This window comes from Mesorhizobium sp. M1B.F.Ca.ET.045.04.1.1, assembly GCF_003952465.1.
GTDB lineage: Bacteria > Pseudomonadota > Alphaproteobacteria > Rhizobiales > Rhizobiaceae > Mesorhizobium > Mesorhizobium shonense.
In genome coordinates, this window is record NZ_CP034448.1 from 1436925 (window position 1) to 1453915 (window position 16991).

General features: G+C 59.6%; 10 protein-coding genes and 8 pseudogenes. 12 read left to right on the forward strand and 6 right to left on the reverse strand.

Translation table 11 applies throughout. From position 1 onward, the window contains the following. Positions 1 to 129: 129 nt before the first annotated feature. Positions 130 to 1287 (forward strand): Xaa-Pro peptidase family protein, encoded by a 1158-nt coding sequence (locus EJ071_RS07055; protein ID WP_126097344.1) that lies wholly within the window; start codon positions 130 to 132, stop codon positions 1285 to 1287. A gap of 34 nt (positions 1288 to 1321) precedes the next feature. Here EJ071_RS07055 and EJ071_RS39240 read toward each other — a convergent pair. Beyond that, positions 1322 to 1742, reverse strand: a pseudogene (locus tag EJ071_RS39240) (transposase); the annotation flags it as partial. 494 nt (positions 1743 to 2236) lie between these two features. Then, positions 2237 to 2472: pseudogene (locus tag EJ071_RS07060) on the reverse strand (IS21 family transposase); the annotation flags it as partial. Here EJ071_RS07060 and EJ071_RS39995 point away from each other — a divergent pair. The 3 genes and pseudogenes from EJ071_RS39995 to EJ071_RS07070 all read left to right on the forward strand — a co-directional run. After that, positions 2464 to 2811: pseudogene (locus EJ071_RS39995) on the forward strand (ATP-binding protein); the annotation flags it as partial. The pseudogenes EJ071_RS07060 and EJ071_RS39995 overlap by 9 nt on opposite strands. Positions 2812 to 2933: 122 nt before the next feature. Further along, positions 2934 to 3125, forward strand: a pseudogene (locus EJ071_RS40000) (ATP-binding protein); the annotation flags it as partial. Between the two features lie 64 nt (positions 3126 to 3189). Beyond that, positions 3190 to 3543 carry a transposase gene (locus tag EJ071_RS07070; RefSeq protein WP_126097345.1) on the forward strand — a complete coding sequence of 118 codons (354 nt, stop codon included), beginning with the start codon at positions 3190 to 3192 and terminating at the stop codon, positions 3541 to 3543. A 357-nt stretch (positions 3544 to 3900) separates the two neighbouring features. Here the strand turns inward: EJ071_RS07070 and EJ071_RS07075 are convergent, their stop codons facing one another. Together EJ071_RS07075 and EJ071_RS07080 are read right to left on the reverse strand one after the other, a co-directional pair. Then, a complete protein-coding gene (locus tag EJ071_RS07075) occupies positions 3901 to 5238 on the reverse strand; it encodes an amidase (RefSeq protein WP_126097346.1) in 1338 nt (445 codons plus the stop codon). Positions 5239 to 5835: 597 nt separating this feature from the next. Beyond that, complete coding sequence (locus EJ071_RS07080; RefSeq protein WP_126097347.1) at positions 5836 to 6843, reverse strand: ATP-grasp domain-containing protein; 1008 nt, start codon at positions 6841 to 6843, stop codon at positions 5836 to 5838. A 272-nt stretch (positions 6844 to 7115) separates the two neighbouring features. On the opposite strand from EJ071_RS07080, the pseudogene EJ071_RS39250 reads away from it, so the two are divergent. The 6 genes and pseudogenes from EJ071_RS39250 to EJ071_RS39265 all read left to right on the forward strand — a co-directional run. Continuing rightward, a pseudogene (locus EJ071_RS39250) lies at positions 7116 to 7342 on the forward strand (transposase); the annotation flags it as partial. An 80-nt stretch (positions 7343 to 7422) separates the two neighbouring features. Then, positions 7423 to 7827: pseudogene (locus EJ071_RS07090) on the forward strand (IS481 family transposase); the annotation flags it as partial. Positions 7828 to 8184: 357 nt separating this feature from the next. Continuing rightward, a complete protein-coding gene (locus EJ071_RS07095) occupies positions 8185 to 9384 on the forward strand; it encodes an IS256 family transposase (protein ID WP_126097348.1) in 1200 nt (399 codons plus the stop codon). A gap of 527 nt (positions 9385 to 9911) precedes the next feature. Then, positions 9912 to 10289, forward strand: a pseudogene (locus tag EJ071_RS40005) (alanine racemase); the annotation flags it as partial. Between the two features lie 143 nt (positions 10290 to 10432). Continuing rightward, positions 10433 to 11023: an alanine racemase C-terminal domain-containing protein gene (locus EJ071_RS40010; RefSeq protein ID WP_281058919.1), complete on the forward strand. Its 591-nt coding sequence runs from the start codon at positions 10433 to 10435 to the stop codon at positions 11021 to 11023. A 514-nt stretch (positions 11024 to 11537) separates the two neighbouring features. Then, positions 11538 to 12138: pseudogene (locus EJ071_RS39265) on the forward strand (transposase); the annotation flags it as partial. A gap of 198 nt (positions 12139 to 12336) precedes the next feature. On the opposite strand, the gene EJ071_RS07115 reads toward EJ071_RS39265, so the two are convergent. Then, positions 12337 to 12906 carry a prolyl oligopeptidase family serine peptidase gene (locus EJ071_RS07115; protein WP_348628157.1) on the reverse strand — a complete coding sequence of 190 codons (570 nt, stop codon included), beginning with the start codon at positions 12904 to 12906 and terminating at the stop codon, positions 12337 to 12339. Positions 12907 to 13617: 711 nt separating this feature from the next. On the opposite strand from EJ071_RS07115, the gene EJ071_RS07120 reads away from it, so the two are divergent. After that, entirely contained in the window at positions 13618 to 14628 is a 1011-nt protein-coding gene (locus EJ071_RS07120; protein ID WP_126097349.1) for an ATP-grasp domain-containing protein, read from the forward strand. A gap of 506 nt (positions 14629 to 15134) precedes the next feature. Here EJ071_RS07120 and tnpB read toward each other — a convergent pair. Next, positions 15135 to 15374: an IS66 family insertion sequence element accessory protein TnpB gene (tnpB, locus tag EJ071_RS07125; protein WP_126097350.1), complete on the reverse strand. Its 240-nt coding sequence runs from the start codon at positions 15372 to 15374 to the stop codon at positions 15135 to 15137. A 353-nt stretch (positions 15375 to 15727) separates the two neighbouring features. On the opposite strand from tnpB, the gene EJ071_RS07135 reads away from it, so the two are divergent. Beyond that, on the forward strand, positions 15728 to 16981 hold the full coding sequence (locus EJ071_RS07135) for a methylaspartate ammonia-lyase (RefSeq protein ID WP_126097352.1): 1254 nt from the start codon (positions 15728 to 15730) through the stop codon (positions 16979 to 16981). Positions 16982 to 16991 lie beyond the last annotated feature (10 nt).

Sequence of the window (16991 nt, forward strand, 5' to 3'; positions counted from 1 at the left end):
TTTCATAGGCTTGGACTTCACTCACACGGCCATCTCACTGCGAGATGTTAACAATACACAAACTGTGTTTGACGCAAACCACCCGGCAGTTGACCATCTAAGCACAACGACGGGAGCGGAGGAGAGGTAATGGCGAACACTCAGTCGAGCTTGGCGCCCGGGCTTCCTTTTAGCGAGGCGGAGTATAACCGTCGCTGGCAAGCTGTTCTTGACCGATTCCAGGAGTTTGGAGTCGACGCAGTCATATCGACTTTCTCGCGCAACCACCAGTACCTGACTGGACATGCTGCCTCCGGCTCGTACGCGAGGCCCTATTACCTGATCATCGCGCCACACGTGCCGCGAACGAATATCGTCCGCTTGTTCGACGAATGGAATGTCCGGGCCGAGAGCATTCCTCTCAAGATCCACACGTATCACCAGCTTACCGAAGCGGGCAAGGTCTGCGCTGAAGTGATGCGATCGCTTGGGCTGGATCGGGGGCGCGTCGGAATGGAGCTCGACCTTTTTGGAATGACGGCCCGCGACGCCATGGAGCTACAAGAGCTACTTCCGAACATCGAGGTTGTGGACGTCTCCCGTCTGATTCTCACTGTGGCGGACATCAAGTCGGCAGAGGAGATCGCCGTCATGCGAAAGGCGATGAAGGGGACGGAGGCCGGCGTTGCCGCCTTTGTTGACGTCCTCAGGGAGGGCGTGTCCGAGCTCGAGGCCGCCGCTATCGTCCAGGCGGCCGTAGAGTCCACGGGGGTAGACGCGACTTTGTTCGGGATTTTATTCGGAAATCACACAGCCGTAGGGCACGCGAAGTCCGGCAACAACCGCCTCAAACAGGGCGACGTCGCCTACATCGAGGTCGGCGGAAGGGTTCATGATTACGCCGCCGGGCTAGTGCGCTCCGCAATCTACGGCAGACATGCCGAGGCCACGGCTCTGTATGAACTCTCGAACGCAGCGTTGGAGGCGGCGATCGCAGCTGCGATGCCCGGGGCATTGACCGGAGACGTCGATGCTGCCGCACGAGGGGTCGTAGAGCGGGCTGGCCGTCCGCAGACATTCCGCCAGCGCGTTGGCTATTCATGCGGTCTCGGTTGGTCGACGCGGGGCTACACCAGCTTAGAGCCGGGCGGCCAGAATGTGCTGCGGCCCAACATGGCGCTGCACATGCCGCTGTTCCTGACCGACGAGGAGGGCCGTTTCGCGATCGGTTGCAGCGAGACGATCCTGGTGACCGATGGAGGGGCGGAGGTCCTGAGCAACGGCGATCGCGAACTTCGATTCCTCTGAGCTGAAAGCCATAATGGGTCGGCGATCGTCGCGTAGCAAAGAGACGCAACGCCCGCTCGGCAGCGTTGTTGGTCGGGCTGATCCGGCCGTCGGCGAACAAGGTCATAAACCTTCCCACCCTTCAGCACATACTCGATCGGCTCAGCAACCGGAGAGCTTCGGGACAGTCTTGCCCGCTCGCTCCGCATCCCCTAAGCGTCTCTGCCAACGGCCGGCTTTCCTGCTGGCGTCCTCGCAGGCGTTCGTCGGCGGCAAGACCTTTGATGTCGCGCTCGACATCAACAGCAGGTCCATTGGTTGACCGCCTCGAGCGCGATCCGCGAGATCGGTGCGGCATCCTTGCGCGCTTGGCATTGGTAGCGACGTCGGCAAGCACGAAGAACTTTCGGCGCGCATCCGCCCAGCACAGCGCCTGGGGTCAGCGGACCAGGATTGCGGCCCACTTTGAACAACGGCATCGGCCTGAACATTTAAGCACCACCCGTCAGTGAATGAACGCCTTTTGATCTCGCCGGCTTCGGCGGCGAACCTGAGGGCCTTTGGTACGAAAGCGAGGAGGCGCCGCCTTGTTCTGTAACGGGACCCTACTTGTAAGCTCCTTTGAGTGATAGCCCGGAACGGCAGCTGTTTGGCGCGAAGGCCGAACAGAGCAGCGCCAATGAGATCAGACCACAAGGACTGGCACGGCCGAATGCTCGACCGTAAGCTCGCCCGCGGGCCGACAAGCGCATTAGGAACCGCCTTGTCCCAGCGAAGCTGCGCTTTCCCAAAGCCTGCATCGAGGAGATCGGCTTACCGCCGCGTTGCCTGACCGGCGCAACCCCACGGCGTTCGCCCCAGGGCGAGGGGCTAAGGCGCCTCAGCCTGATCGTCACCGGCCGACCTCTTCGCTGCCAGATCGCCTCCGTCCTCTCGGCTTCGAAAGCCTCCTGCACCACAGTCTGCAATAGCCATAAGTCCTGGCGTTGATCTCCAGCGCCCGGCCGCAGGCGGCGTTGACGCGCTCGCGGCCGAAGCCCTTGACGAGCCGTATGACGCCAAGACAGGCGCGGAAGCCTTGTTCGGGATGCGGCCGATCCGCCAGTATCTTCTGGCACAGCAAGGCCGCATCGAGACCGATCGCGGAAGCTTCCCGGTTGATCCTCTCGATCGTCCACGGCGGTGCGATGAAGGCATGTGATCCGGCTGGCCACGGTCAAGACGCTCGCCAGCTTCGACTTCTCTTTCCAGCCCTCGCTCGACCGCGATCGAATCTTCACGCTGGCCCAACTCGGCTTCGTCGCCCGCTGCGAGGTCATCCACTTCCTCAGCCCGCCCGGCACAGGCAAGAGCCATCTGGCCATTGCGCTTGCAGTCGAGGCTGTGAAGGCTGGAAAGAGCGTCTATTTCTGCACGCTCGCCGAACTCATCGCCGCGCTGGCAAGGGCCGAACGCGAAGGCCGCCTGCAGGAACGCATCCGCTTCTTCTGCCGGCCTGCTCTGCTCGTTGTCGATGAGATCGGCTACTTGCCCGTCGTCCACGGTGGCGGCAATCTGTTCTTCCAACTCGTCAACGCCCGCTACGAGAAGGGCGCAATGATTCTCCCTCAAATCGCGGTTTCGCCGAATGGGGCGAGGTCTTCGGCGACCCTGTCGTCACAACCGCACTTCTCGATCGCCTGCTTCACCATGCGGTCGTCGTCCAGATCGACGGATCGAGTTATCGGCTCCGCCAGCACGCCGAGCTCATGCCCGAACACTTGCGATCAAAAGCCTCCATCACGCCGCCGACAATAAATCCACCATCGCGGCCGCGCGGCCGGCCACCGAAAAATGGACACCCCTCCGCGACAGCCTGAGCGGCGAAACTGGGGAATTTTACTTCGGCACTTTTGGGGAAAATTCGAGCGGCATTGACACCTTGTGATCTCGCTTGACCAGGACGAGTTTCCCTCCGGCACAGTTCTCAAGCTCTATCGCATGCGCTGGCGCATCGAGCTCGCCTTCAAGCGTCTGAAGAGCCTGATCGGACTGGCCACGCCTCCCGCCAAAGAGCCAAGGATCGCAAAGCCTTGGATTCTTGCCCACTTCCTCATCGCGCTTGTGACCGAAACCCTTTCGCAGGAGTTGGGTGTCTCTCCCCTTGAGCGACGGGCGCCCGCTGCTGTGGCGCGCCACCCGCCAGATCGTCGCCTCGCTGATCGCAGCGATCTTTGCTCAACCGCCCTTGGCAACCCTGCGCCAAAATCTCCATGCCTTGCGACATCGATGGCGTGAGCCACCTCGAAAGCGCAAATTTCAGTCCATGCCGAAGCTATCTTAGCGCATGCCTCCAAGGGGGCGGCATCATTTCGGATTCAGGGGGCGGTTAAATCTCGGAACGAGGGGGCGAGATCATTTCGGAATCGGAGGGCGACATCCCTCGGAATTTGCATCCCGTCCATCCGCAAAAGCATGGAGTGTTCCTCTTGTTCGCTAAATCTCGGCTTTTCTTCCAACCGTTTCTTCCTGTAATTCAGGAATTGTCTGCTATTAATTTGTCTCAGTCGCGGGGTGCACTCCAGAACTGTCCTCTCAGTTTTCTAGACCAGTCCCGTGTTCTTGTCGAACGCTCGAAGTCACTGGTTGACGCGATCAGAATCTCGCCTCCCTGCATACGCTCTCGAGCCTGAGGGCGACCCCAAAGAGCTGCGCATCGGAGCCGGGTGCACCAATAATCTGCACAGACACGGGCAGGCCGCCGCTCGGCGAGGCTACCGGGAGCACTATCACCGGCGCGCCTACCAGATTGAAGAAGGAAGTGAACATCGTCAGGGCACTGCCAAGTGGAATAGTCTGCCCGGCTATGTCCACGTCGATGGTCCCGACCTCCGGCGCTGTGATCGGACAGGTCGGCATCAACAGGAATTCGAACGTCTGCATGGCCTGCGCAAATGATCGCCTGTAGGTCGACAGCACGCGCTTACACTGGACGTAGCTTTCTGCGGACAGGAACTGACCCATCACAATGCCGCCGCGCATGTCGGCACCGAATCGATCTCGGGCGCTGGCAAGATTAGGGCCGTGATACGCAAGAGTTTCGGCGAGCTGGATTGTCAGCGAGACTGCACGGGCCTCGGACTGATCGGGGAGTGCGATCGTGCCGAATGTGGCGCCCCGCCGTCCGATGTGTGTCTTCGTGGCGAGGAACGCGTCGTGCACCGACGCGTCGCATTTGTTCTCGCAGCCGTTGACCAAGGCAACCCTCGGCGCCGCGCCGGGTGGCGTCGCCGACGGGAGCTTCGCGATTTGCCTGACGACAAGCTCCAGGTCCTCAACAGATGTCGCGAGTACGCCCGCATGGTCCAGCGACCAACAATAGGGGATGACGCCGTCGAGACTGATCAGGCCATAGCTCGGCTTGTACCCGGCGATGCCGCAGAGCGCGGCCGGGATACGAACCGAGCCGCCCGTATCGGTGCCAAGCGCGAACGGCACGATGCCCGCCGCCACGGCTGCCGCGGAGCCGCTGCTCGAGCCACCAGCGAGCCTTGTCTCATCATGCGGGTTGACGACTGTTCCGGCCCAGCGGTTCTCACCGGTCGCGCCAAATGCGAATTCGTGGAGATTGGTCTTGCCGATCAGGGCCGCCCCCGCTGCCTCAAGCATGCAAATGGCCGCCGCCGACCTCTCCGGCACATTGTTCTCTAACACCCTGCTGCCGCCGGTGGTCCTGATCCCGCGCGTTTCGAACATATCCTTGGCGGCATAAGGAATTCCATCAAGCGGTCCCAGAACGCGGCCGGCCTTCCGGCGTGTATCGGCCTTGGCCGCCTGGGCGAGTGCATGGTCGGCGGCAACCGTAATGAAGCTGCGCAGCGAGGGATTGGTCCGTTCGGCCGCAGCAATACAGTCGCTGATGATCTCGACCGCGGACCGGTTGCCGCCCTCGAGTGCGGCCGCAATAGTTTTGATTGACCTCCATTCAGTCATGGCCAGTGTCTGTTGCTTGCGCTAGGGCGTCCGGAGCAACTTGGCCCAGGTCTCTGGCGCCGATTCTGCGCAAATCCGATAGCAAACTCTCGAAGCTAGGAACTACCCCGAACCGGGGCGTCACCAACTTTTGAAGATCCTCTTCGGCCCATAGGTTGTCAAAAAAATCGACGTTAATGGCCTGCAATGTCTCCAGACGGAGCTTCACCATTGTTCCTCTTTCCCACAACGGCAAGGCCGCGCAGATTATCGTGAGTAGTCGAATCCGGTTTAGTGATGAAAATTCCCGTCTCCGAAGTTCCCCCTCAATAGTAATGTTTAGATCACGAGGGAAAATCATACTGGCCTCGGTGCCCGGCTCATCGCCCGGTTCAGTCGGCGGGCTCGAGGTCGCACTGACCATCGAGCGCCCGGTGAGTAGCCGGGAAAGCATCCGGCGCCCGTGTAGACCTCAGCCGCCGCCTTGGCTTCCCGCAAGTGACGCTCCTGCGAGGCGATGGGTTGCTGGCCCTGGGGTCGACCAACCCGCCCTACATCGTCACCGGGAGGAATAGTCACTTTCGTCGCTATGCGAGGAGCGTCGGCCCATTATGGCATCTAGCCAACGATTTCGAAGTACCTCGCGTGGGTGATATCGTGGATGCGATTGATCAAGCTCGAGTAGCTATGTCCAGCGGCAATCGCGGCTAGGACAAATTCGGAGTTCATACTCAGCCCCGGCATCGAGTTGATCTCCAAGACAAAGGGCTGACCGGAGCGGTCGATCCGGAGGTCGACGCGGGCGTAGTCCCGGCACTGGCAGGCACGGAAGGTCGCAACCGCAATGTCCTGCAGCAAAGTTGCAAGGCTGCTCTCGACTTGCGCCGGGCAAATCGTCGGTGGCTGCACGGCAGCCAGATACTTCGCTTCCCAAGTCAAAAGACGTGTTTCGCGTTCGCCGAAGTCGATCTCCGCCAAAGGCAATACCTCTATCTCTCGGTTTCCGAGCAGCGCCACATGGATTTCTCGCCCATCTATGTATTCTTCCACGAGCGCATCCTGCGCATATTGCGTGATGATCATTTCCACTGCCTGCGTCAGCTTAGCGGGCTCATGTACGAGCTGCAAACCGAAGCTGTTGTCTTCGTGACGCGGCTTCACTACCACTGGGAATCGAAGACCCTCGGTGCTCTCGGTGCCGCTGCGCATGACGCGAAAGTTCGGCGTTGGCACGCCGCAACTGCGCATGAGCGTCTTGCTGATGACCTTATCGTCGGTCAGCCCATGCCCGAGCGGACTCGATCCGGTGTATGGAACACCGGCCATCTCAAGCATGGCAGGAACGTGGGTAAAACGGTACTCGCCTTGAATTCCCTCTGCCAAGTTGAATACTAACCCCGAAGGGCGGGCTTGCGGATCGGGTGGCATGAAGCCCTGGAGCGTGGCGAGCAGTTCTTTATCGCCTTCACACAGCAGAGTTTCGTGGCCGCCCTCTTGCAATGCCGCCATCACGCTTTTGGTTATCGCGCCGTAATGCGGCCAAGGCTGCGGCGGCTGCGGATAAGGCTGACCGAACCGGTTGATCACGCCCGTAAAATCACTGTTCCACACGACGGCTACCCGCATGAGCTACTCCTTTGATGTATGCCTTGCTGTCACGTGCATTCGTTCGGATCCGGATCTCTGTGGGAACAGCTCATCTTGACCGCACGCCTACACGAAGCCTCAAGCAATCGGCGTGCCACCGAACAGGTGGCGCGAAAAAGGGGGAAAAGCATGTGTTTCGCGCCGCGCCGGGGCATATTTGCGCCTCAATGTGTCGGGTTCCGCACGAAACGTGTCCCGTGGTGTAGATGATACGGGCGAGTGGCGAAGGCATCTTTCAGCCTGCGGTAGCTCGCGGCGGGCAGCGCCGTCGCGCCGGACTGAGTTCTGCGGTGCGTCGGTCAGTTCCGGTGCGCACCTTCGGCGACTGGAACGATCCGCCTGGATATGTCGAGGTCGACTTCGTTGCCCATTCCGGCACCTCTTCGTCCGGCAGCTTGTGCAAACCATGGTCTTGACCGATATCGCCACAGGGTGGACCGAGTGCGTGCCGGTGCGGACGCGAGAAAGTGGTCTTGTCATCGCTGCATTAAACGGGCTAGGTGTTTGATCCCCGGCTTTAATGGTGCGATCTTTTCCGCGGAATGGAAAGGAGGCACTATGGGTCAGGTTCTACACGGCCGCGCCACGACGACAGAGGCGATCCGTCGAGCAATACAAAATAGTCAAGAGAGCCTGAAGAAGCTCGCCAAGCGTTATGGCATCGATCCCAAGACGGTCGCGAAGTGGCGCAATCGGACCTCGACCGCCGACCTTCCGACCGGTCCCAGAGAGCCGCGCTCGACGCTGCTGTCGCTCGAAGAGGAAGCCGCCATCGTCGCCTTTCGCAAGCACACGCTCTTGCCGCTCGATGATTGTCTCTATGCCCTTCAGCCGACGATCCCGCATCTGACGCGCTCGTCATTGCATCGTTGCCTTCAGCCCCACGGTAGTTCGCGGTTGCCGCAGACGGGCGCCGACAAGCCGGCCAAGCAGAAGTTCAAGGCCTATCCGATCGGCTATTTCGGCGCGCGTGTGATCAAGCGCTATTATCCGCCAGCGCCGCCGGTCGAGCGTGTATTGGCCCATCCCGAGGTGGCGAAGGTCGACAAGGAGCTGTGCAAGGCGGAACCGCTGATGCTGTTCACCGGCATCCATGCGGCAGGAAGATTTGGGAAGACGCGTCGATCGTCGTGGGGTGCAAGCAACGCCACAGGAACCGGTCGTCATTGACCTGCAGCGCTTCACCGTAAATCTGAAGATATAGTGTCCTGAAGGTTCCGCAAAAAGCTCTGGAGAGAGAACAGGCCTTGCGCTGAGGCGAGGCGGCCATGGCACGCTGGTGACGTTGCGATCACCGATTCCCGTGGAAGGGTAAGTGCCATGACCAATCGAGAAGTTAGACTGAGCAGAGGCGAGTTGAAAGCGTTGCTGTTGTCGGATGAGGACGGCTTTCGCAAGGTATTGCAGACTGTGGTGCAGGAGTCTTTGGAAGCCGAGATGACGGAGGCCATCGGGGCCGAGAAAGGCGAGCGGACAACGGAGCGGGTTGGTTACCGGTCCGGCTATTACGAACGCAAGCTTGTGACGCGGGTTGGCGTGCTGGAGCTTCGGGTTCCGCAAGATCGGGCCGGCCGGTTCTCGACGGAGTTGTTCGAGCGTTATCAGCGCTCGGAGAAGGCACTGGTATCGGCGCTGGTCGAGATGTACGTCCAAGGCGTGTCGACGCGCAAGGTGAAGGCGATCACCGAGGAGCTGTGCGGCCATTCCTTCTCGGCCTCGACGGTGAGCCAGGCGACGGCGCGGCTGGATGAGGCGCTGAAGGCATTTTATGAGCGGCGGCTTGCCGAACCTTACCCGTACCTCATCCTGGACGCGCGCTATGAGCGGGCGCGCGAGGCCGGCGTGATCGCCAGCCAGGCGGTCTTGGTGGCGATCGGCGTCGACTGGGAGGGCCGGCGCCAAGTGCTCGGTGTCGAGCTGGCCAACCGTGAAAGCCATTCGAGCTGGCGGGCGTTCGTGGCAGGGCTCAAGCAGCGCGGGCTTGCCGGCGTCGAGTTCGTCGTCTCCGACGACCATCCGGGGCTCAGGGCAGCGATCCGCGAAGTCCTGCCCGAGGCAGTCTGGCAGCGCTGTTACGTGCACTTCCTCAGAAACGCGCTCGATTATGTGCCGCGCAAGGTCGATGACGACTGCCTGATGGAGCTCAGATGGTTCTATGACCGGCGCGACCTAGCCGAGGTCAAGCGCGACCTGGCGCAGTGGATCGCCAAATGGCAGGCAAAATACCCGAAGCTGGTGGATTGGGTGGAGACCAACATCGAGGAGACGCTGAGCTTCTACCGGCTGCCGCTGCCGCATCACAAGCACATGAAGTCGACGAACATGCTGGAGCGGCTAAACCAGGAGATCAAGCGGCGCACCCTGATCGTTCGCATCTTCCCCAACCCGCAGAGCTGTTTGCGGCTGGTTCGGGCATTGGCGGTGGAGATCCACGAGAACTGGCTCGAGGCGACCCGCTACCTCAACATGGATCATCTGCGCGAGCACAAGAAGGAGAGCCTGAGAGCACTGGCCGCCTGAGACGCGGCCCGCCATGTCCGCCGCTCCGCTAAACACGGGGCTGCGCGGCGGACACGCCAACGTCACCGCTGAATGCCACGCCATTTTTTGCAGAACTTGACGCACACAACTTCTGAAGACGGCTTGGCAGGGCGGAGAGGTGCGACCCACCCATAGAGGCCGTATCGGCGGACAAATATCCCAAGAGACCGAGCTTGCTTGAGCGCTATGAGCTCAGATTCTGGCATGATTGGAGTCTGAGCCGACACTCTCGGCAGCCCTCGTGCTGCAGAGGCTGATGAATATCGACCAAACACGGTTCACGACAAAAAGCCTGCGGACGGTGCAAATAGCCGTGAAAGCCTAGCGTGAGGAGACAGCCCTTGAAATCATCAATGGCGACTGGAGGGCGATCTCGCCGAAGATGGGGATTGGGGCGGTGCTCCGCCGGTTTAAACGGTAATCTCGCTGGCGCGCCTACCTATCTTAGTAGGCTGCGCCGCGAGTCTGCAAGGTTTAAGAAGACGGGAACTGTTGGAGAGAAGGACATGCTGCCACTGGTGCGGCCTTCCAATGTTGTATTGGAAATTAATCTCGGGGCCATTCAGGCGAACTTCCAGGCCATCTCGGCCCTCGTTGGGCCAAACGTAAGGGCGGCCGCTGTCGTCAAAAGCGACGCCTACGGGCTTGGTCTTGTAGAGATTGCAAGAACGCTCATCGATGCCGGCTGCGATCTGCTCTTCGTCGCCAATCTGGACGAAGCGTTGCATCTAAGGTCATCCCATGTAGGCGCGGCAATTGCGGTTTTTTGCGATGATTTTGCGAAATTTGGCCCATACTATCGATCTAACGGGCTCATACCCGTTGTAAACAATTGTGCCGAATTGGAGGCCATTAGCGCAACAGGGAGGCAAACATACTTTCTCAACGTGGACACGGGATTCTCCCGCTTTGGGCTCGCTTTTGCCGAAGTGCATCGCGCGTATCTTTCTGGAACTTTCCATAGGTATCCCCTTCGCTCGTACTCAGCCATCTGGCGTGCAGCGAACGCGGTGCGGACCCCACCAATGTGTTGCAAAGGAACCGCTTCCAGGCGATCTACGATATGCTTAAGCCCACCTGTGGCAGTCTCGCAGCCTCCGCCGGTATTTGGCTCGGCAAATCCTATCATTTCGACATGGTACGGGCGGGCTCAGCACTGTACGGGCTTAATGACGCTGGTATTAAACCAAATCCGCTGCAACCCGTTGCAAGGCTCCGAGCTAAAATACTCGACATGCGCAGTGTCGCTACGGGGGAGGCGGTTGGCTACGGGGCGACATTTCGTACGGCTCGAACTAGCCGCGTAGCAATCGTTGGGATCGGTTACAAGCATGGCCTTCCCTGGGCCTGCGGGAACAAAACTTCCGCTCGGTTCGCTGGATATTCTGTCCCTCTAATCGGAACAATATGCATGGATAACATAATGGTGGATATAACAGACGTTCCTGACGCACTTTGTCTTATAGGTGGCTTTGTAGAACTACTGGGAGAAGATTTAACTGTAAATGATCTTGCAGCAACGGTTGGCGTTAACCCGAACGAGGTACTGGCGCGACTTGGTGCTGGTTGCACAAGACGATATCTGACTTCTTCCCTGCGATCTACGCGACAGCAGTGACGACCCGCTCGAACAACCAAGTATTTAGATGGGGTATTCGGCTTGATCCTTCTCTGGACGGAATGGTCAGAGGTGCGGCGTTTCAAGCTGATATAGCCTGAGGTGCAGCATCACAGGCAGTCGCGGAGGAGCTGTCCCCTTTATCGGAAAGTGCTCGATATTGTCAGGGTAATAACAACTGCCGGTATCTGACGACAGTTCCGGGTGTCGGGCCTGTCGTTGCCTTAGGGCTCACCAATACCATCGATAATCCCGGCCCGCGCACTTCGACCGGTTTCGGAGGAGCAACTGCCAGTGATCAAGGAATCTGGAGAGAGCAAGCGCGTCGGCCGTGCTTCGCTCTGCGGGGATGGATGATGCGAACGTTGCTCTGTGAGGCCGAACAGGTCATGCTCAGCCGTGTGAAAAGGTGGTCCTGAAAGGTTGGGTGACGGATAGCGCTAGGTGTTTAGACGGGGTATTCGGCTTTGTCCGAACGGGTGTTTGAGGTGCTGCTTCGAGCTGATGATAAAACGTGGTCTGCGTAAACAGCCACAAGCATCAGGAACGGAAGGCCTTTCTCAAGGCGCAGGCAACAAGACCGACCGCAACGATGCGCGGCATTGCGCAGGTGATGCGGGTTAATTGTGTTCCGGCCGATGCACGTCAAGACGCTGATGAGCCAGGAACGTCGGGCGCCTGTTGACAGCCCGCAAGTTGCTGCAGGAAAAGGCCATCGCAATTGAGAATGACATTCGAGGCCTGTTGCGTAACTTCGGTCTCAGGTTGGCATTGTCGGCGCTGCCAAATTTGGGGATCGCATCCAGGACCTTTCCGGCGACATCCCGGAGCTACGTGACATCATGGAGGTGTTGCTCGCCGCCCGGCAGAAACTTCGCGAGCAGTTCACGGTAGTGCATGAAAGGCTGTTGTCGATCGTGAAGGGTGACACGGTTTGCGCGGTTGACGACCGTCCTTGGTGTCGGACCTGTCGTTGCGCTGGCTTTCAAGGCTACGGTCGTCATTCCTGCGCGCTTCAGAAATCGAAGGCCGTAGGGCCGGCTCTTCGGTTAACGCCGCGCTTGCATCAATCAGGCGAGGACAATCGCGTCGGACGTGTTTCCCTGTGCGGTGACCCTTGCTCGCATACTAGATGATTAAGGGAGCCAGCCTGGGCAAGGCTGTTGTTGACGACCCCAGCGATTCAGTCGGCGTGATACGAGGTTCCACCTCGGGTGGATGGGAATCCTTCGTGAGATGACGAGTGAAACAAGGGCGCGCAGGGACATGGTCGGGCGTGGCAGCACCTCAGGCCGCTGTTTAGATTGCTCACTTCATGCTCCTGATCGATTCTCCTGATCGTACTTATCGCTGAAGAGCTGGTCGAGGACCCATGCCATGCGAAATGTAGCTTCCTCAGCTACACCAGCCCCGTGTGAAGCGCCGCTGTGGCCGCCCACCATCCAAATGCGGAAGACAAGCTCAGGATCGCGGTCGAGCGCACATGACCGACGCTGCGCCACATAGCAAGCGGGCTGGTAATAGAGGGCCTGGCCATCGTGCACCGCGGCATCGACGTAAGTCGGCGGAAGAGGCCGATCGGCGCTTAGGTTGTAATACGGGTCGTAGCTGCGCACGTTGCGATATTCGTGGGCGGTGTGGGGATCTCCGTACTCCGCCGTTTCCTGTAGCGCGTACGGCATTGTGAAGTCCATCTCAGCATCTAGAATGTCGGCGAGCGGGACCTCGGCAAGCACGGCGCGGAACAAATCTGGCCCCATGAGGGCCGCGGCAAGCACGGTGCCCCCGCCGGCGCTCGCTCCCTCGATGACAATGCCGTCCGGGTTGGCGAATCCCTGCTCAACGAGCCCCTCGGCAGCGGCGATCAGATCAGTTTGGGTAATACGTTTTCAATCGCGGGTAGCCGCTTCGTGCCGTGGACGTCCGAACTCGCCCCCCAGTACGTGCACAATGCCGAAAGCAATTCCGCAGTCGAGCAGGCTCAAACGCTTGGTCATGGAGAGGGCCAAGTGACGAACGAGGGCCATCTCGGTATTCCGTAACAACCGTACACGTTCAGTAATACTGGCCCAGGGCTCGTTCAGCCACGACGGTGTCGGGCGTCACGAATGAGGTAACCCAGTAAACCAGTTTCGGTGTTCGGAACGAACATCGTGCAACCCATGAGCCTGGGCCGTGTTGCAGAGACTTAAGCGGAAGGTGGGCATGCCGAACGGGCGAGAAGCGCCTTGCCCTCCAACAACCGGGTTCGGCCGCAGCGCGTCCCTCTCCTTCGAGCGCCGTGTCAAAGCGATCGGGCTTGGCGCGACGGCGCTGCCCGCCGCGAGCTACCGCAGGCTGAAAGATGCCTTCGCCACTCGCCCGTATCATCTACACCACGGGACACGTTTCGTGCGGAACCCGACACATTGAGGCGCAAATATGCCCCGGCGCGGCGCGAAACACATGCTTCCCCTTTTTCGCGCCACCTGTTCGGTGGCACGCCGATTGCTTGAGGCTTCGTGTAGGCGTGCGGTCAAGATGAGCTGTTCCCACAGAGATCCGGATCCGAACGAATGCACGTGACAGCAAGGCATACATCAAAGGAGTAGCTCATGCGGGTAGCCGTCGTGTGGAACAGTGATTTTACGGGCGTGATCAACCGGTTCGGTCAGCCTTATCCGCAGCCGCCGCAGCCTTGGCCGCATTACGGCGCGATAACCAAAAGCGTGATGGCGGCATTGCAAGAGGGCGGCCACGAAACTCTGCTGTGTGAAGGCGATAAAGAACTGCTCGCCACGCTCCAGGGCTTCATGCCACCCGATCCGCAAGCCCGCCCTTCGGGGTTAGTATTCAACTTGGCAGAGGGAATTCAAGGCGAGTACCGTTTCACCCACGTTCCTGCCATGCTTGAGATGGCCGGTGTTCCATACACCGGATCGAGTCCGCTCGGGCATGGGCTGACCGACGATAAGGTCATCAGCAAGACGCTCATGCGCAGTTGCGGCGTGCCAACGCCGAACTTTCGCGTCATGCGCAGCGGCACCGAGAGCACCGAGGGTCTTCGATTCCCAGTGGTAGTGAAGCCGCGTCACGAAGACAACAGCTTCGGTTTGCAGCTCGTACATGAGCCCGCTAAGCTGACGCAGGCAGTGGAAATGATCATCACGCAATATGCGCAGGATGCGCTCGTGGAAGAATACATAGATGGGCGAGAAATCCATGTGGCGCTGCTCGGAAACCGAGAGATAGAGGTGTTGCCAGCTGTGGAGCATGACTTCGGCGGCGGCCAAACGCGTCTCATGACTTGGGAGGTGAAGTACATGGACGCCGCGGCGCTGCCCAGGATGTGTCCGGCGCAAGTCGAGAGCAGCCTTGCAACTTTGCTGCAGGACATTGCGGTTGCGACCTTCCGTGCCTGCCAGTGCCGGGACTACGCCCGCGTCGACCTCCGGATCGACCGCTCCGGTCAGCCCTTTGTCCTGGAGATCAACTCGATGCCGGGGCTGAGTATGTGCGGCACTTACGCCTTGGCCGCTATGACTGCCGGACATAGCTACTCGAGCTTGATCAATCGCATTCTCGATCTCGCTCACACGCGATCCTTCGGAATCGGCATCCCCTAGGCTGAGTCACCAGAGCCAGATATGAGTCCCCATAGGGCAAGGCCGAGATGGCTATGGCATCGGGATTTCCTGCCGCAGGCTTGGGCGGAGCATCACCGGTAGCCTGCGCTCGTGTAGGTTTGCCGAATGTTGTTGATGTCGTCTTAGGTGAAGAGGAGGACAGTTTCGCTTAATTCGGTTGCGATAGCCGTCGTAGGTGCTCAGTCCTCTCGAGCATCTCGGCAACGTATTTGAGAGTGGTCGATCGGCTCAACAACCGGACAGGCTTCGGGACAGTCTTGCCCGCTCGCTCCGCATCCATTCCCATGGCGCCTCTGCGATCGCCGGGTGCCTCGCGCGGGCGGCCAGCTCCGCGAGGATTATCGCGTGCGCACTGGCAAGATCATCAGGAAGCTGATCGGCTCATCGGCCATGACGAATATTCGCTCCTCCGTGCAACGACTTTGCTCATCCCGCCGAGTCGCGCTCCAGGTTATTTGCGGCATGCGCCAGTTGAGCGGGCGTGATCACCAGGGTGCCGTCGGCCACGTGGCCAAATAAAACGTCCATTTCGTAAAAAGGCAGGCCCACTGGCCGTCATGCCAGATCACCTTGATCAGCCCTCCCTGACGCCCGAGCAAGTGGCCGCTGTGCGGATCGCGCTTCAAGATCTTCTGCACCATCAATGCAAGGCCGGGGAAGCCCTTGAGCACATCCGTATAGCCAGTGGCAAGCCATCCGGCCGAGCGCCTCGCTATCGATGTCACCCTCGACCTGCAGCCGACGGGCGCCGCCAAGCTCGATCGTCACCGTGCTGCTCTTTTTGCGCCGTCGCGGTATCGGTGGTTGCTGCACAGGCGGCTGCGCCGCAGGCCGCTCCTCGACGACTTCCACTGCACGAGCAGTGGCACTGATGGCGCCGAGATCTGGCAAAGCTCTTTGCGCCACCGGAAAAGCTGGCTCCCATGAATGCCGGCCGATCGAGCGATCTCGGAAACTCTGGCCCCAGCTATCTGAAAACGCGATGGGACGGTCCAGAACATTATATTGGCTAACTCAATGCCAAGTGGCGCATAATCGCGCACCGAGTGGCCCTCTAGAATACATTGAGCGAAGCGAAGTGCAGATCAGAGACGTCCTGCTCGCGCCCGGAAATGGCGCGTTCTTCTATGACGACCAAGCCGCCATCGGCGCCGGAGCAATCCAAGACGGTTTCATCTATGTTGGCAGACCGATGACGACGGGGTTCACCTCCATTCGCGTTCCGGCATCTTCGCTCAGCGTGGGGCTTGTCCTCAGCGACGATACAGTTGTCTGGGGCGATATGATGAGCGTCCAATACTCTGGTGCGGGCGGGCGCGATCCGTTGTTTGAAGCCGCTCAAACCGCGGATTTGACGTCAGGCGTTGTGGCGCCCCGGCTGCTCGACGTCGATGCGTCTCGTTTCGTTGATGCCTGTGCAAAGGTTTTCGAGCCCTTTGAACATAAGCGGCTGCCTCTCGCGCTTGAGTATGGCGTCAGCCAGGCGCTGCTCCGCGCCGCGGCCCATCTCCACCACAGTACGATGGCAGAGGTAATATGTAATGAATTCGATCTGCCGCTGCCGACGTGCGCGGTCCCGATTTACTGCCAAAGCGGCGATGCTCGCGAAATCAACGTTGACAAGATGATTCTGAAGGGTGTGGATGTTCTCCCCCACGGCCTGATCAATTCACGGCAGAAATTCGGGGTGGGCGGCCAGACCTTCATGGAGCTTGTGAAGTGGGTTGCAAAGCGCACGCGCCAAATCGGCCGCCAGGGTTACGATCCGGTGCTGCATTTCGATGTGTACGGCTGGATAGGACTAGAAATTGGCTTGGACCCGCAACGGATCGCCGACTTTATCTGCGGGGTCGCCGATACCGTTCCGGGTGTCACGCTTAACGTTGAGTGCCCCGCGGATTTTGGTTCCACGCAAGCGCAAATTGATAACTACGCCCGGATAGTATCGATTCTGGATGACCGGGGATCCAGCGCTCGGATTGTCGTGGACGAGAGGTGCAACACGCTCGAGGATATTCGGCTCTTTGCCGAAGCGAGGGCCGCGCATCTTGTCCAGATCAAGACGCCCGATGTCGGTTCATTGGCTGACACGGCACATGCCGTGCTCCTGTGCAAGGAGAACAAGGTAGGCGCGTACGTTGGAGGAAGCTGTACCGAGACAGATCTCTCTGCCCAAGCTTCTGTCCACATATCGGTGGCGACCCAGGCAGACATGATGCTTGCGAAGCCTGGAATGGGTGTCGACGAGGCATTCTCAATAGTTGGGAACGAACAAAATCGGTTGCTGGCTATGCTGAACCGTCGTCGAATTCAAAACGAAAACGTTGGATGAAAACACGGTG

Coding starts and splice junctions, on each gene's coding strand:
- EJ071_RS07095 (WP_126097348.1), top strand. CDS start 8,185: ATGACCAATCGAGAAGTTAGACTGAGCAGAGGCGAGTTGAAAGCGTTG.
- EJ071_RS07055 (WP_126097344.1), top strand. CDS start 130: ATGGCGAACACTCAGTCGAGCTTGGCGCCCGGGCTTCCTTTTAGCGAG.
- EJ071_RS07120 (WP_126097349.1), top strand. CDS start 13,618: ATGCGGGTAGCCGTCGTGTGGAACAGTGATTTTACGGGCGTGATCAAC.
- EJ071_RS07080 (WP_126097347.1), bottom strand. CDS start 6,843: ATGCGGGTAGCCGTCGTGTGGAACAGTGATTTTACGGGCGTGATCAAC.
- EJ071_RS07075 (WP_126097346.1), bottom strand. CDS start 5,238: ATGACTGAATGGAGGTCAATCAAAACTATTGCGGCCGCACTCGAGGGC.